Source organism: Klebsiella ornithinolytica NBRC 105727 = ATCC 31898, from assembly GCF_001598295.1.
Taxonomy (GTDB): domain Bacteria; phylum Pseudomonadota; class Gammaproteobacteria; order Enterobacterales; family Enterobacteriaceae; genus Klebsiella; species Klebsiella ornithinolytica.
On record NZ_BCYR01000003.1, the window covers coordinates 445608 to 460676 of the forward strand.

Here is a 15069-nt window from a genome sequence, read left to right on the forward strand (position 1 = left end):
CGATCAGACGCCTTTACGCTTCGGCAGGGTTTTCAACAGCTCATCCGGGCTGACCGAAGCAACCACGCTCCCCGGAAGCGGCATTTTCAAAATATGATTTTTCATTTTGCCGATAACGTGCATTTCGCACGGACGGCAGTCGAATTTCAGCGTCAGCACTTCATCCCCGTGAATGAGCTGCATTGGCGTCGCTTTCCAGCTCTTAATCGATCCCTTGGCCTGCTTCGGGCATAAATTGAAGGCAAAACGCAGACAGTGTTTCGTGATCATCACCGGCACGTCGCCCTTCTCTTGATGCGCTTCATAGGCCGCATCGATCAGCTTCACGCCATAGCGCTGGTAAAACGCACGCGCCTTATGGTTATAGACGTTGGCAAGGAACGACAGATGGGTTTCCGGGTAAACCGGCGGCGGGACGGAAACCGCTTTGCGCTGGCCGCGCGGCGCGGCTTTCACCCGCGCATCGTCCAGTCGTTCTACCGTTTCCCGACGCAGCTGGTTCAGCAGGCTATTCGGCACAAACAGCGCGCCGGGGAGATTGATCTGCACATCGCGGGCAAAATAGATCGTCTGTCCCAGCTTCGCCACGCCGTCCCGCAGGTTCGCCAGCGCTTTCTCCGCCTGGGTCGCTTCGGCAAACTCGCCGTCCAGGGTGTGGGTGACGCTGACGCCATCTTCGCAGGTCATCGTCAGCACCAGCTGCTCCTGCCAGCCGCTGAGGTCGATATCCACCGCAATTCGCCGCTCGCTGGAGGTTTTTTGCAAAGCCTGCTGCCAGTTATGGTCGAGGTTACGGTTCAGCACCTGGCGCGGCCGGACTTTATGCAGATCTGCCGGCATCTCGTTCGGCCAGACGCGATAGCGATTTTCGCCGGTTTTTTCCACCGTGTTGGCGCGGAAACCGACGATTTCGCGCTTAATCATCACGTTGAGGCCATCGCCGTTGGTCAGCGCTTCGCTCACTTCAACATCGAGGTGGTCTTTCGCCACTTTCAGCACTTCACCCACCGGCAGGCCGATAAATTTCGGCGAATCAAATGCGCCGATGTCACCTTTGCGCGCATTAACAAAGTAGTCTGTGCTGCCGCGATGGAAGGTTTTGTCGGTGGAGGGAACGAAAAAGTGTTCGGTGCGTCCGGCGGACGAACGCATCAGATCGCCGCGATCTTCAATAATCGCGTCGAGCATCTGACGATAGTGCGCGGTAATGTTTTTCACGTAGCTCATATCTTTGTAGCGCCCTTCAATTTTGAAGGAGCGCACGCCGGCATCGATCAACTGGGCCAGGTTGGCGGTCTGATCGTTGTCTTTCATCGACAGGAGGTGTTTCTCATAGGCTACCACGCGACCCTGATCATCTTTCAGGGTATACGGTAAACGGCACGCCTGGGAGCAGTCGCCGCGGTTGGCGCTGCGCCCGGTCTGGGCATGGGAGATATTGCACTGCCCGGAATAGGCCACGCACAGAGCGCCGTGAATAAAGAACTCGATTGTCGCGTCGGTGTTGTCGTAAATCGCTTTAATCTGCTGCAGGTTCAGCTCGCGCGCCAGCACGATTTGGCTGAAACCGACGTCGGAGAGGAATTTTGCCTTCTCGACGCTGCGGATGTCACACTGGGTGCTGGCGTGGAGTTCAATAGGCGGAATATCCAGCTCCATCACCCCCATATCCTGCACGATCAGCGCATCAACGCCGGTTTCATACAGGTCGGTAATCAGTCGCTGCGCCGGTTCCAGCTCATCATCGTGCAGGATCGTATTCAGCGTCACAAAGATTTTCGCGCCGTAGCGATGGGCGAAAGGCACCAGCCCGGCGATATCGCTGAGGCTGTTGCTGGCGTTGTGGCGTGCGCCGAAACCCGGCCCGCCGATATAAACCGCGTCTGCGCCGTGTAAAATCGCTTCACGGGCGATCCCGACATCGCGGGCGGGGCTAAGAAGTTCAAGATGATGGTTGTGCAGGCGCATACGCTCGTCGTTATCCGTTATAGGGGGTCGAAATGGCGGCTATTGTAGTCAGAAGTGGGCAGAGACGAAATCATTTTCCATCACGCGGAAAAGGTGAATTTTCAGTTTCCAGCAAAGCATTGAAGGAAAAGGTATTTCCTTCGCAAAACGTCTACGGTTACAGTCATCACGTATTCCGGATTTTCCTCGTCACGTTGTGAGTGGTTACATTAATCATTTGATTGGCCGCAGGTTAAATACCCGCGGCTTTTTCTTTGGGATAATGAATCAGCGAGTGAAAATGGGCCGTTTGCGCGCCGCTGTTACGATAAGCATGCGCCAGATCGCCGGCAAACCGCCGCCCTTCTCCGCTCGTTAGCGTCTGCCACTCCCCCTGCAGACACAAATCCAGCACGCCGCCGATCACCACCACATGTTCAATTACCCCTTTCTCGTGCGGCGTGGATTCGCTGAGCGCCCCGGGGGCGAGCGTAATCGAGAAGTGGTCAAAACGCAGCTCCGGGTCCCACGGGAAAAGGGGTGTCACCACCATCGCCTGCTGCTGCGGGTCAAAGGCGGTCGGCGCCGTCGATTCATCGGCCACGATAAACGCCGAGAACGGCACGTTCAGACCGGTGGCGATTTTCCACAAGGTCGCTACCGTCGGGCTGGATTCATTTCGCTCAACCTGCCCGAGCATCGCTTTTGACACCCCGGTCTCTTCCGCCAGTCGCGACAGACTCCAGCCCCGCTGTTGACGCAGCGTTTTCAGGGTCGTCGCCAGATGTTGCGCAATATTCATTCCACCTCCTGATATGCTCAGCAGAAATTATACGCGCATTGGTATGATTCTACAGGAAGTTTCGTCGGGAAACGCGCCTGGCGCGTCCGCGACGGCGATGACGACGGCATGAAAAGAGGGAAAAGATCATTGTGCGTTATAGCGCACAATGCTACATTTTGCCGGATGTTATAACGCACAAGAGGTCACTATGCGCTCGTTCTCACTCCCGCTGCCGACGCTACTCGCCGGGTTTATCGCCGTCCTGGTGGGCTACGCCAGCTCGGCCGCCATTATCTGGCAGGCCGCCGCCAGCGCAGGGGCCAGCGCGAGTCAGATCGCTGGCTGGATGACGGCCCTCGGCCTCGGGATGGGGGTCAGTACGCTGGCCCTCACGCTATGGCGCAAAGTGCCGATCCTCACCGCCTGGTCAACCCCCGGCGCGGCGCTACTGGTCAGCGGATTACAGGGGGTGACGTTGAACCAGGCGGTCGGCGTGTTTATCTTTGCGAATGGCCTGATGGTGCTATGCGGGCTGACCGGCCTTTTTGCCCGGCTGATGAAAATTATCCCCCACTCGCTCGCCGCCGCCATGCTGGCAGGGATTTTACTGCGCTTCGGTCTGCAGGCCTTCGCCACCCTTGAAGACCATCTTCTGCTGTGTGGCGGCATGCTGGCAGCCTGGCTGCTGTGTAAAGCGCTGTACCCGCGCTTTGCGGTGGTCGCGGCGCTGCTGGTCGGCGGCGTTATCGCCGTGTTCTCCGGCGACGTCACCGGGAGCCACATCAGCCTCGCTTTTGTCGCCCCGGAATATACCGCGCCGCAGTTTACCCCTTCGCTGCTCCTCAGCGTCGGGGTGCCGTTCTTCCTGGTCACCATGGCTTCGCAAAACGCCCCCGGTTTCGCCACGATGCAGGCTTCCGGCTATCGGGTACCCGTGTCGCCGCTGATTGTCGCCACCGCCGGCCTGGCGCTGATCCTGTCGCCTTTTGGCGTCTACTCCATCTGTATTGCCGCCATTACCGCCGCCATCTGCCAAAGTCCGGAGGCCCATCCCGATCCGCAGCGACGCTGGCTGGCCGCCGCCGCCGCGGGCTGTTTTTATCTGCTGGCCGGCCTGTTCGGCGGTTCGATTACCTCGTTGATGTCTGCCCTGCCGACGGCGTGGATTCAGATGCTGGCCGGGCTGGCGCTGCTCGGGACGCTTGGCGGGAGTCTGTTTCAGGCGCTGAATCAGGAGAATGAACGCGATGCGGCGGGGGTGACGTTTCTGGTCACCGCCAGCGGCGTGACTTTGGCGGGGATCGGCTCGGCCTTCTGGGGGCTGGCGCTCGGCGGCGCGAGTTTCGCCCTGCTGTCAGCGCTGCGCCGCACGTAACTGCGACGGCGTCAGACCGGTGGCGCTTTTCACCCGGTTACTGAAATGGCTGGCGGAGCTGAAACCGCAGGCCATCGCGATATCGGTCAACGGCCGGGCGCTGCGGCAGATGAGCTCCTGCGCCTTAACCATCCGCCGCTGCATCACATACTGGTGCGGCGCCATGTTCATTGACTGCCGGAACATCCGCGCGAAGTGATATTCGCTGAGCGCCGCCTCCTGCGCCAGATCGGCCAGCGTCAGCGGCTGATCCAGATTCTCCTCAACCCACGCCAGCAGATTACGCAGGACGTGCGGCGCCAGGCCGCCGGAGACCGTGGGCAACCGCCACTGAACGTTCGAATAGTGCTGAATAAGATGGGTCAGCAGCAGCGTGCTGGCGGAGCTTAAGGTCAGCTGGTTGGCCTGCTGCTGCCAGTCGTAATCGAGAAGAAACTGGCGATAGACGGCGGTAATTTTATCATCCCGGGAAAAGGTCTGTTCCTGCAGACTGAACGACGCCGGGCTGCGGTCCCAGATCTGCTCGCCAACCCGACGCAAATGGTCATCGGTACAGTACAGATGCACGAACGAGAGGTCGCCGCGAATATCCCAGGTGCTCTCGGCTCCTTTTGGCATCAGGCAAAAACGATCCGGGCCGCCGCCGTTTTTCCAGCCCTGCGGCGTTTTCTGATAACTTTCGTAACCATCGGCAACGTACAGGCTCAGCGTATGATGGTCGCTGCGCACCGTAACCGTATCGCGATTGTTATACCACGCCGCCAGTTGAATACCGGAGTTAAGCTCCACCGTCTCCCGCAGGACGGCTTTTTGTCGGCGTAATGTTTCGAACGTCCCGTAAGCCATGGCCTTCACACATCTGATTTCGTAAACCTCTAGTCTATGAAGAGTCGGCAGCGGATACCAGATCTCTCCAGCCATTCGATAAAAATAAGCGCAAGAATTTGCAAGTCCAACCCGCAAGGATGACAGCGGCGGCGCGCAAAAACCGCCACACTGCCTCCCTGGAGTGTTTATGGGAGAAATATTTTGAACGCAATACTGTACGGGCTGGTGGTCGTTATCTGGGGAACGACATGGATTGCCATCTTTTTACAACAGGGGCCGGTCTCCGCGCCGGTCTCCATTTTCTGGCGGTTTGCGGTAGCCAGCGTCACGATGCTGGCGATTCTGCTGGCAACCCGTCGTCTGCGCCCGCTGGCGCTGCGCGATCATCTGTTCTGTGTACTACAGGGCTGCTGCGTCTTCTGTTTCAACTTCTGGTGCTTTTATACCGCCGCCGCACACATCAACACCGGTCTTGAATCGGTTATTTTTTCCATGGCGGTCCTGTTTAACGCCATCAACGGGTTTATTTTCTTCCGCCAGCAGCCGCCCGCGCGTTTCTGGCTAGCCGCCGCGCTCGGCCTTGTGGGGATTATCACGCTGTTCTGGGACGATCTGCTCAGTAACGGGCTCAACGCATCCTTGCTGTGGGGAATTGGTCTCAGCGCGCTGGGAACCTACGGTTTTTCTCTCGGCAACATGCTCAGTATGCGCCACCAGCGCCGTGGGCTGGAAACCCTGACTACCAACAGCTGGGCGATGCTCTACGGCACTCTGGTGATGGGGGCTATCGCTCTGGTGCGCGGCGATGATTTCACCCCCCAGTGGACGCTGAGCTATATGGGGGCGCTGCTGTACCTGGCGCTGTTCGGATCGGTGATTGCGTTCGGCGCTTACTTTACGCTGGTTGGCCGGATTGGCGCCGGCAAAGCCGCCTACAGTACCCTGCTGTTCCCGCTGGTGGCCCTGACGATTTCGACCTTTTACGAAGGCTACGTCTGGCACAGTAACGCGGTTATCGGGCTGGCGCTGATTCTGGTGGGGAACCTGGTGATGTTTGCCCGTCCCGAGCAGTGGTTCCTGCGCCGCAGACTGGCTTAATCTCTGCCTGTCGGCATAAAAAAGGTGCCCTCCCGAAGGGCGCCTTTCGTTGTTGCGGGCTTATTTCTGCGTCGGGTCAAATTTTACGGCATCGATCGCCATGTCATCAATCACCTGCTTCAGAGTATCAATGGTCATCGGCGTACTTTCGTTAGCCAGTGATTTCCCCTCGCCTTTGCGCACGACTTTGACCACCGGTTTGTTGGTCGCCGGGTCAATCAGTTCACCTTCGAAGTAGAGGTTGGTATCCATTGTACGATGCCCGGTTGCCATCTCTGTACCTGCCACCACCATGGCGACCGGAACCACTTCATAGAACTGCAGGCCTTCTTTGCTGGAATCCACGCCGGTGATGGCGCCGCGGAAAATCAGACTGCGCGGTCCGGGTTTCGCCACCAGCGGTTTACGCTCGGCAATCGCCTGTTTCATCTGCTGGTTGGTGTAATTAAGAATATCGCGCAGCGCCTTTTCCCCGACCTGAGTAGACGGTTTAGGCACCGGATAATAGGTGATCGGGTTATAGACAATACTGTCGTAGTTTTGCGGATTGTAATCCGCAGAGATCCAGCGCAGTTCTGCTTTACCAGACGCTGACGTCGTTTCTTTTAAGTTTGAATAGTCTTTTAAGAAACCAGAATATTTTTCCGGCGCGGCAATTTTTGAGGCGCAGCCCGTAAGAGCCAACAGACCAGCAAGTGCTGCCACTTTAAAAATGAAATGAGTACGCATGAGTGAATCCCTGTAAATGCAGTTGTCGGCGCGATTTATAGCAAAATACCAGGATAAGTTTTGTGACAAAAAAAGGGAACGTCAAACCTTTGAGAAAATAAATCCGCCACGAAGGGCGGATTTACATTTGCTGTTTATTTTATATCGACCTGATAGAAAATATGCTTGCCAAAAGGATCAATTTCATAGTCAGAAACGTCTTTACGCACCGGTTCAAAAATAGTCGAGTGGGCAATCATCACCGCCGGCATTTGGTCATGCATCATCTGCTGCGCCTGTTTATACAGCGCTTCGCGTTTTGGACGATCGGTAATCGATTTTGCCTCGGCAATAATTTTATCAAACGGCTGATAGCACCATTTCGCCGAGTTCGAACCGCCGTTGGCCGACTGACAGGTAAATAGCGGCCCGAAGAAGTTGTCGGGATCGCCGGTCGCCGTGGTCCAGCCCATCAGCGCCGCCTGATGTTCGCCATCTTTTACCCGCTTCAGATATTCACCCCATTCATAGGTGGTGATTTTAGTCTGCACGCCGATTTTGGCCCAGTCGGCCTGAATCATCTCGGCCATCCGTTTGGCGTTAGGGTTATAAGGACGCTGCACCGGCATCGCCCACAGATCGATCGTTAGCGGACCGCTAATGCCCGCCTCCTGCAGCAGCGCTTTGGCTTTTTGCGGGTCAAAGTCATAATCTTTCAGCTCCGCGTCCGCGCTCCAGACGCCCGGCGGCAGCAGGTTTTTCGCCTGCGTACCGGTACCGTGGAACACCGCTTCAATAATCGCCGGTTTATTAATCGCCATCGCCAGGGCCTGACGTACTTTGACATTGTCCAGCGGGGGTTTTTGCGTATTAAAAGCAAGGAACCCGGTGTTCAATCCGGCCTTATTCAGTAATTGAATGTTTTTATTTTCCTTCATCCTCGGTAAATCGGCCGGATTAGGGAATGGCATCACCTGGCATTCATTCTTTTCCAGTTTGGCATAGCGCACCGAAGCATCCGGGGTAATGCTAAAAACCAGACGGTCGATTTTTGCTTTCCCCTGCCAGTAGTCCGGGAAGGCGGTATAAAGAATACGCGAATCTTTCTGATACTGCGCCAGCTTAAAGGGACCGGTGCCAAGCGGATCGGAATCGACGCGCTGCGGGGTACCGGCCTTCAGCATCGCATCCGCATATTCCGCCGATAAAACAGAGGCGAAATACCACGCCAGGTCTGCCACAAACGGCGCTTCGGCGCGGGCCAAAGTAAAGCGCACCGTATACTCATCAGGCTTATCAATAGCGGTAATTAACTGGCCAAACTCCAGGCTTTCAAAGTTAGAGTAGCTGCCGCCGGAGACGTTGTGATAAGGATGCTGCGGATCTTTTTGCCGCATGAAGGAGAAAATCACATCATCGGCATTAAAGTCGCGGGTGGGGGTGAAATATTTATTACTTTGAAACTTCACCCCTTTGCGTAAATGGAAGGTATACACTTTTCCGTCATCGCTCACCTCCCAGCTTTCCGCGAGACTCGGCTGCAATTCGGTGGTGCCCACCTTAAAATCAACCAGCCGGTTATAAACAGGTACCGCGCTGGCGTCCACGCTGGTGCCTGAGGTGTAGAGCTGAGGATTGAAATTCTCCGGCGATCCTTCGGATACTAAAAAACGCCCATAAAATTAAAATTCAATACATTCAATTAAATATGTAATTTTACTTATTTTTCATACAGTACAATTATGGATTGTTTTTGCCTATTTTTTGCCGTTTTATTATTATCAGCACCCCACACAGCACCCCATAAAAACAAGGGAGTGAGAAAACATGGCGTTCTTCACCATAGAGAAACGGCTCCGTAGCGACGGAACGGCCCGCTACCGTTGCACTGTCGGAGTGAAAAAGAACGGGAAATACGTCCATAGGGAGAATCAAACGTTCTCAAAAAACACCCTCGCCAAATCGTGGGGTGCTAAACGAGTGGCCTATATCGAGGAGCATGGCATACCTGATAAAGCGCAGGAAGTCGCGCCAGCGTCCATCCTGACCGTCGGAGATTTACTTCAGAAGTACGAGCAGCACCCCAACATCAAGGTTGGCCGCTCGAAAAAAAGCGCTATTGCCGTCCTCGGACGATCCCCTATCGCGGATGTCAAACTCGCCGAGCTTAAGCCTTCAGATTTCATTTCACATTGCCAGATGAGGAAGGCACAAGGGATCTCACCATCAACGATTTCAAAGGATATCACTGAGCTTGGCGTTGCCCTGGAATCAGCAGCGCCTCTTTTCAGTATAAGGGTCGACCCAGCCCCGCTTGCTGATGCAAAAAAATGGCTGCGGAATATGGGGCTGATCTCCGCATCGCAAAAGCGTAGCCGGCGCCCGACCTCCGAAGAGATTAACCGAATATTGGAGGCATTAGAGAGGAAGGCCTTACGGACTTTTTCTGGCGCCCCCTTTGACAAAATCTTTATGTTTTCAATCCTGACCTGTATGCGTATTGGCGAGGTTTGCCGCATCAAGTGGTCTGACGTAAGCGAGAGTCAGCGGGCGGTTATTGTTCGTGACAGGAAGGATCCGCGTAAAAAGGAAGGAAATCATATGTCAGTTCCGTTACTGGGGGATGCCTGGACCATTTTGCAGCGTCAGCCGAAAAATGATGAAAGAATATTCCCCTATAACGAAAAAACTATTACTGACATGTTTCGGCGCGTTCGTGATGAGCTGGGCATTGAAGATCTGAGATATCACGACCTACGCCGCGAGGGGGCAAGTCGTCTGTTTGAAGCGGGGTTCAGTATTGAAGAGGTTGCGCAGGTCACGGGCCACCGTTCACTGAATATTTTATGGCAGGTTTACACTGAGTTATTTCCTAAAACTCTGCATGATAAGTTCGATAAGTTGCAGAAAGACAAAGTTAATAAGTAAAATCATCGCCGACTGTACGGCATGAACACCTGCAGTTACCCTACTCGGCAGGTCTTGTATACGGCTGCCGGGTGGGTTTTTACATCAAATCCTCACCCAGCCTCATGCAGTATGCTATCCGGGAAATCTTTATAAATCGTCTTCACCCCCTCCGAGCACATAGGCCACAGACACAATGTTTTAACTGCTCAGACCAGAAATATCTGGAAGCTTTGGGCGTCTTCTTGGAAGATAGGCGTGTGCGAAGACGCACACAGCAATGATGTTATGTAGTATTTTCCCCTTGAGTGTGCCTGCTCAAGGGGATTTTTTATCGCCGTATTGTACTGGCAAATATTTGTAAATAGTCTTCACCCCCACGCCTGTCACATCGGACACACTCGACTGGACAGGCGGTTAGTCCGGTATGTTTCTCGCGCTACTACTGCTTACGTTAACGTCTGGTAATGATCTAGCGGCGCGACGTAAAGCGGCGTTGAAAGCAATTATAGTGACCGGCCGGCGTTGGTACTTCACACGGTTAGAATGGCTCTGAAATAAAAAAACATCTTCTGGATAGCGTTCTCTTCTACGAGCAATCATCGCCTCCACTGGAGGGGTTGATTTAACACGTAGCTCCTTCAGGTGACCCTGTTTTCGTATCAGTATCAAGTCACCATCAATATCATCATATCGAATACTCAGCAGCCTTCCAGCGCTTAAACCCGTGTGAAAAATTAACGCCCACAAGTCAGCCCATGTATCTGAGATGGAAACAAGATTGCTGTTAATAGTTAAAAATTGCTCAAAACTTATTGTTTTCTTACCGTTCACGAACAAACCAAACTGTTTTCAAAGCTGAATGAATTGATTAAGCCAAACGTAACATATCAGGAAAAGTAGTGAAATCTTTGTCTTCAAGTCGCCGGGAGGTACTTGTAGATTGTTTTCACGTCTACACCTATCACATCGGCTACCTGCTGCCGGGTAGCGCCGTTCTCCAGCATTCTGCGGCACTGCTCCACCACATCTTCAGTCATTACCCGGCGACGGCCACCGACTCTCCCCTGCTCCCCTGCTCCCTCGCTGCGGCTAAACCCGCTCTGGTTCGCTCGACAATCAGCTCTCGTTCCATCTCTGCCATTATCCACAGGCGGTTTTCGCTGTGCTCTGCCGTTTTGTCGACGAAATAAGACTGCTCGCGTGCGATCCAGGCGTTAGCCTCCACCTCGGATAAGTGGATGCCGCGCCGGCGAAGCGCAGTAACGAAGTCGCGGGTGTGAAGGAACTGGAACCCCTTGGAACTGCGCAAAATGGACTCGCGGAAAGCCGCGGCGATGTCTGACTGTCGAAGCATGATCTGCCCTCCCAATAATACTGTACAAACATACAGTATTATTGTTGTGAGGGAAGATCAATGTAGGAGTTTTACATTAACTTCAAAACAGCAGAAACAATCGGCAGCCCACCTCCAGTTGCAGGGTCAGGATGGATTCCATCAGCATTGAACCAGTTGCGTGGAGATGTCGATGCGTAATCAGATGGCTTGTCTCCGTAGTCAATCTGGAGATTGTGATAAGCCACCCTGTTTAGCGCACAAACATCCCGTACAACAGACGCATACGCCGCCATTGCCACATTGTTATTCCTCTGGTTTTCACATGGCATGATCACCAGGACATCAGCCAACGGGCAGGCAGTGCGAACTGCTGTGATTATCGTCTGAATATCGGCAGCAAACGCGGATGGATCACGGGATGATGTCTGGTCATTGGTCCCATGCAGAATGGTCACCAGATTGGGGGCCAGCGCGGTGAATGCTGCTTTCCATGTTGCGCTGGTAACCTGCGCCGCCCATTGTTGAGCAGAACTCCCCGTCGCACCCAGCTTGTGAGACCGGACACCATCTGTCGCGGTCTGCACATCCAGACCGTACAGTTCAACGGTTCCTGATACCGGACTGAACCAGATATTGAAAGCTGTTGACGGTACCGTGAGGCTGACGACCGCAAGGTCAGTGAACGTGCTCAGGTCGATAGTTGTCCAGTTAACTCCACCATCTGTGCTGTATTTAACACTCCCCTGCGGTTTAGCAAAAAGGCGGACTGACGATGCATTTGCCGGTATACCGTTCGCCCTGAAAGTAGCGGTGGTATCAGAAGACGAGACGCTACAAATATCTGCGCTCTGTGCTGCCGCATATGTCGGAGTCCATGTTCCTGTTTTGGTCAAAGTTATCTGACCAAGTATATTGCCGTTGTACTGCCCGAAACCCGCCTCAGACGGATAGCCAAAGCCGATATATCCAATACCAGCACTTCCGTAGTCAGCCTGCATTTTCCCGGCAAATATACCACTCCAGCGGTTCCACAGGTGGGTCCAGCTATCGCCAATGTGCGCTGTTACCAGTGTTGCTGACTGAGACAGTTTCCGGTTCATCAGGCGCTTATGCGTCTCCCTGAGTGAATCCTGATTCAGCGTGAACGTTCTGGAGGTGTTGAAGTCGGCATCCTGCCGGTACGTATCATCGCTCAGTACAGGTGAGCCGTTACCGACAAACAAACCCCGCGATACGACATACACCCCGGCAGCCCCTACCGTTTGCCCGTTCATTAAGCGGATTTGCAGATATCCGGCCGTATCCACAATTTCCTGCGTAATGGCAATTGTCCTGACCAGCGTCTGATACTGCTGCGACGGGAACTGGAACAACTGAGAACTTGTATCACTAATAACAGTCCCGCTAGCCGTCCGGAAATATGCTGCGAGATTAATAGCCTGAGATGAAATAACTCCCAGCGCCACCGTCAGTGAATCACCTGCGCGAAGCCCCAGGCGCTTAGCAGAGATGTTGATATCCGTCTGACCACCACCCACTGGGATAATCAGGGATTTTTTTCGCAAAAATGGGCTGCCAGAATAATCGCCAACATATGTAGGTAATGCCACACCGGCAACCTGTGCCGGACCCCATCCGTCAATTCTGGTTTCTCCGCATTCATACCGGCGATACCACGGATCTGGCCACAGGTTAATCTGCTGGCGCTGGTACCCTGAATACTCTGCTGGAAGGCTACCGTAAATAAACTCAGGGCGAGATCGTCCGAAAGCTACACCTATGGCAACCAGCTCCTTGACCATAGCCCCTGATGCGCGAAGCGTAAGGTATGTCGTTGATGCTGGTATTGTCAGCGTGGTACTTCCATCATTAAAGCCGGATGCTGATGCGGCAATAGTTGCCGAAGAAAGTGCTCCGGATGCATTACGACAGAAAACCTGAAACGTGCCACCCGTTGATGCGAACCATGCTGCCAGACGGACAGTGATTGTGTCTCCCGGCTTAACCCCCATCGAACTGAGAGAAATAATACGATCAGCACCAACTCCTGACGCGTTTTGGATCCCGGTCTTACCCCATGGTGAATTTGCGCTGTTCTGAATCAATGTTCCAGCGTAACTCATGGCGTCAACCACGCCTGCTGGAAGTCCTTGCTTAGGACGAACGGAAAGCATCTCGCCAAAAGGGTCGTACACGAGGTTATCAGGGGTACCCAATGCCTCCTGGTACGCTTTTGAAGGGAAAGACCTTGTGAATTCAGGAGTAACATCACCAATAGCTGCGGCATAGGCGCCGATTTTGAACGCCCCTGACACAGTGTTTTGCACCCGAATTCGTATGGATGATGCGCCAGATGGCACAGCAATGACCACAACCGGAGAGGATATGCCAGCAACCAGAGGAGAGGCCTCCCCTGTAGTGATGGTTGCTCCCGCTGAATCAAGCCAATAAATCTGTAACTTGCCTCCAGCGTTCTCGAACCATACCAAAACAGAGAAAGCTAAAGTGTCTCCTGGTTTTACCTGTAGTTTTGACACATCGTAATATTTATCAAACGATGTTACACCAGAAGCTTGAATAACAGGTGTTGGAAGCGGCAAATTAACATCAGTAGTAGAAAAAGCTGGCGTAGCGCCTTTATACCAATCCCAGTTAGCAAATGTTAAAAGGCTTGAGGAATATTCATTAAATGCGTCGAATAAAATGTTGCCTCTGCGCAAAGAAGAGTACGCTGGCATTTTCCGCCCGGTAGGCTGCAGTGTCCCGGATACGTTCATGACCTCAATAGCCAGCGCGCTGTCATCCGGGCTGCGGTAATACGTGGTGGAGCCCTCAGGGATATTAGCGATGTCCTTCTGCACATCTGTAATTGAAATGTACTGTCGACTGAGGGGGATCAAGTTCTGACGCGCAGACTCCACAACATCATCTGCGGCTGTAGATATTTTTTTTACAGATCCAGATAGGGAATCTTTTTCTTCTCCAAGTCGATCAATAAATGTATCGCTATCACTATTCATGTAGTCATCAAAAGCCAGTGCATTATCATTAAGATCTTTCATGGCATTAGATGGGCGTTCATTTCCTGTGTTATATCTTTGAGGCATATAAATTCCAGGCAGGAGCTAAGCTACCGTGTAGTTAATAACAACCCAGCAGTTATTTGCTTGCTGATGGCATAATAATTACAATATCAATCACACTGAATGATATTTAATAAATGAAAATGATGAATCGCTAACGCTTAAAGTAAGGTAAAATTTAATTAACTAAACTCGTAGACAATACAAATTCCTTTATTCCCAGCCAATCCATTAACAGTCGTGCTAGCTCCAGCATATCGACCGTCCGCGCCTCTCCCGAACTGACCGCCAGGAAATTGTGATAGGTAAGCTATAAAACCGGTAGCTGTACCCGCTGATACCTGCATCACTTGTGGCGTTTGCGCCTCCCCGCCACTTGAGGCAAGCACCACACCTTCTGACGTGTTTACTAATCCAGTATACCTGTAGGCATTCCCAGAAATGAACGCACCAGCTGATGCCATTCCATTCGCTCCAGCGCTACCACCAGCTACAGAAACAAGGCTACCAAATGATGACTGCGCCCCGGCATTGCCAGGAGTACCACCAGATCCTATAGTGACGCTTACTGATGATGGAACATCGTTAGCATCAAACCGCGATTTATTATACTGCCCGCTACATCCCGGCTGAGACCCACCAGTAGATGAGCTATCTGCAGTGACAGACTTAGACCCTCCCCCGCCAGCAATTATTTCAACTACTAAACTTTTTGTTCCCTCTGATTTTGTATAAGTACCACTATCATAAAAAACCTTTATATCAATTAGGCGGCCAGTAGTAACATCTTCAATTGCCTTTAATATTTGCGAGTCGTCGTCAGGGTTTAGTGCATATCCCAACCCTTCGACTACGTTAACCATTTCCCTTTGAAATGTGTTAAGCATTTCGGCATTAATAATTGTCGGCGATACCCCATTAGCAACATTACCGTTAGTATATTCGCCATTAGCATCAGCGGTATCTGTTGTACTTCCAACTTTTCTCATATTTACCTTCA

General features: G+C 52.9%; 12 protein-coding genes and 1 pseudogene. 3 read left to right on the forward strand and 10 right to left on the reverse strand.

Features of this window, described 5'->3' with window-relative positions; translation table 11 throughout:
* Positions 1 to 3: 3 nt before the first annotated feature.
* Positions 4 to 1968, reverse strand: a complete 1965-nt coding sequence (locus ROR01S_RS09610; protein ID WP_064359382.1) for a peptidase U32 family protein — start codon at positions 1966 to 1968, stop codon at positions 4 to 6.
* A gap of 232 nt (positions 1969 to 2200) precedes the next feature.
* Positions 2201 to 2749 (reverse strand): helix-turn-helix domain-containing protein, encoded by a 549-nt coding sequence (locus tag ROR01S_RS09615; RefSeq protein ID WP_004861492.1) that lies wholly within the window; start codon positions 2747 to 2749, stop codon positions 2201 to 2203.
* Between the two features lie 148 nt (positions 2750 to 2897).
* Here ROR01S_RS09615 and ROR01S_RS09620 point away from each other — a divergent pair, with 148 nt between their 5' ends.
* Positions 2898 to 4106 carry a benzoate/H(+) symporter BenE family transporter gene (locus ROR01S_RS09620; RefSeq protein WP_303745251.1) on the forward strand — a complete coding sequence of 403 codons (1209 nt, stop codon included), beginning with the start codon at positions 2898 to 2900 and terminating at the stop codon, positions 4104 to 4106.
* Here the strand turns inward: ROR01S_RS09620 and ROR01S_RS09625 are convergent.
* On the reverse strand, positions 4086 to 4952 hold the full coding sequence (locus ROR01S_RS09625; protein ID WP_015584429.1) for an AraC family transcriptional regulator: 867 nt from the start codon (positions 4950 to 4952) through the stop codon (positions 4086 to 4088). The genes ROR01S_RS09620 and ROR01S_RS09625 overlap by 21 nt on opposite strands.
* Before the next feature lie 183 nt (positions 4953 to 5135).
* On the opposite strand from ROR01S_RS09625, the gene ROR01S_RS09630 reads away from it, so the two are divergent.
* Complete coding sequence (locus ROR01S_RS09630; RefSeq protein WP_004861483.1) at positions 5136 to 6032, forward strand: DMT family transporter; 897 nt, start codon at positions 5136 to 5138, stop codon at positions 6030 to 6032.
* Positions 6033 to 6092: 60 nt separating this feature from the next.
* Here ROR01S_RS09630 and ROR01S_RS09635 read toward each other — a convergent pair whose 3' ends face one another.
* Positions 6093 to 6761: a DUF3313 domain-containing protein gene (locus tag ROR01S_RS09635; RefSeq protein WP_064357102.1), complete on the reverse strand. Its 669-nt coding sequence runs from the start codon at positions 6759 to 6761 to the stop codon at positions 6093 to 6095.
* A 134-nt stretch (positions 6762 to 6895) separates the two neighbouring features.
* Positions 6896 to 8401: pseudogene (locus ROR01S_RS09640) on the reverse strand (ABC transporter substrate-binding protein); the annotation flags it as partial.
* 166 nt (positions 8402 to 8567) lie between these two features.
* Between ROR01S_RS09640 and ROR01S_RS09645 the strand changes: the two are divergent.
* Positions 8568 to 9668, forward strand: a complete 1101-nt coding sequence (locus ROR01S_RS09645; protein WP_064359384.1) for a tyrosine-type recombinase/integrase — start codon at positions 8568 to 8570, stop codon at positions 9666 to 9668.
* A gap of 396 nt (positions 9669 to 10064) precedes the next feature.
* On the opposite strand, the gene ROR01S_RS27500 is transcribed toward ROR01S_RS09645, so the two are convergent.
* The 5 genes from ROR01S_RS27500 to ROR01S_RS27030 all read right to left on the reverse strand — a co-directional run bounded on the left by ROR01S_RS27500 (position 10065) and on the right by ROR01S_RS27030 (position 15058).
* Entirely contained in the window at positions 10065 to 10487 is a 423-nt protein-coding gene (locus ROR01S_RS27500) for a site-specific integrase (RefSeq protein ID WP_032409522.1), read from the reverse strand.
* A 77-nt stretch (positions 10488 to 10564) separates the two neighbouring features.
* Positions 10565 to 10687, reverse strand: a complete 123-nt coding sequence (locus tag ROR01S_RS27365; protein WP_148721662.1) for a helix-turn-helix domain-containing protein — start codon at positions 10685 to 10687, stop codon at positions 10565 to 10567.
* Positions 10687 to 11004: a recombinase family protein gene (locus ROR01S_RS09655; protein WP_174539221.1), complete on the reverse strand. Its 318-nt coding sequence runs from the start codon at positions 11002 to 11004 to the stop codon at positions 10687 to 10689. The genes ROR01S_RS27365 and ROR01S_RS09655 overlap by 1 nt, the downstream gene beginning before the upstream one ends.
* 71 nt (positions 11005 to 11075) lie before the next feature.
* Positions 11076 to 14093 (reverse strand): SGNH/GDSL hydrolase family protein, encoded by a 3018-nt coding sequence (locus ROR01S_RS09660; protein WP_155728880.1) that lies wholly within the window; start codon positions 14091 to 14093, stop codon positions 11076 to 11078.
* A 158-nt stretch (positions 14094 to 14251) separates the two neighbouring features.
* The gene (locus tag ROR01S_RS27030) at positions 14252 to 15058 is read right to left on the reverse strand and encodes a phage tail protein (RefSeq protein ID WP_155728881.1); all 807 of its coding nucleotides are present in this window, start codon (positions 15056 to 15058) and stop codon (positions 14252 to 14254) included.
* Positions 15059 to 15069: the final 11 nt, after the last annotated feature.

Excerpts from the sequence above, each read along its gene's own strand:
- ROR01S_RS09610 (WP_064359382.1), bottom strand. The coding sequence starts at position 1,968 with ATGCGCCTGCACAACCATCATCTTGAACTTCTTAGCCCCGCCCGCGAT.
- ROR01S_RS09615 (WP_004861492.1), bottom strand. The coding sequence starts at position 2,749 with ATGAATATTGCGCAACATCTGGCGACGACCCTGAAAACGCTGCGTCAA.
- ROR01S_RS09620 (WP_303745251.1), top strand. The coding sequence starts at position 2,898 with ATGCTACATTTTGCCGGATGTTATAACGCACAAGAGGTCACTATGCGC.
- ROR01S_RS09625 (WP_015584429.1), bottom strand. The coding sequence starts at position 4,952 with ATGGCTTACGGGACGTTCGAAACATTACGCCGACAAAAAGCCGTCCTG.
- ROR01S_RS09635 (WP_064357102.1), bottom strand. The coding sequence starts at position 6,761 with ATGCGTACTCATTTCATTTTTAAAGTGGCAGCACTTGCTGGTCTGTTG.
- ROR01S_RS09645 (WP_064359384.1), top strand. The coding sequence starts at position 8,568 with ATGGCGTTCTTCACCATAGAGAAACGGCTCCGTAGCGACGGAACGGCC.
- ROR01S_RS27365 (WP_148721662.1), bottom strand. The coding sequence starts at position 10,687 with ATGACTGAAGATGTGGTGGAGCAGTGCCGCAGAATGCTGGAGAACGGC.
- ROR01S_RS09655 (WP_174539221.1), bottom strand. The coding sequence starts at position 11,004 with ATGCTTCGACAGTCAGACATCGCCGCGGCTTTCCGCGAGTCCATTTTG.
- ROR01S_RS09660 (WP_155728880.1), bottom strand. The coding sequence starts at position 14,093 with ATGCCTCAAAGATATAACACAGGAAATGAACGCCCATCTAATGCCATG.
- ROR01S_RS27030 (WP_155728881.1), bottom strand. The coding sequence starts at position 15,058 with ATGAGAAAAGTTGGAAGTACAACAGATACCGCTGATGCTAATGGCGAA.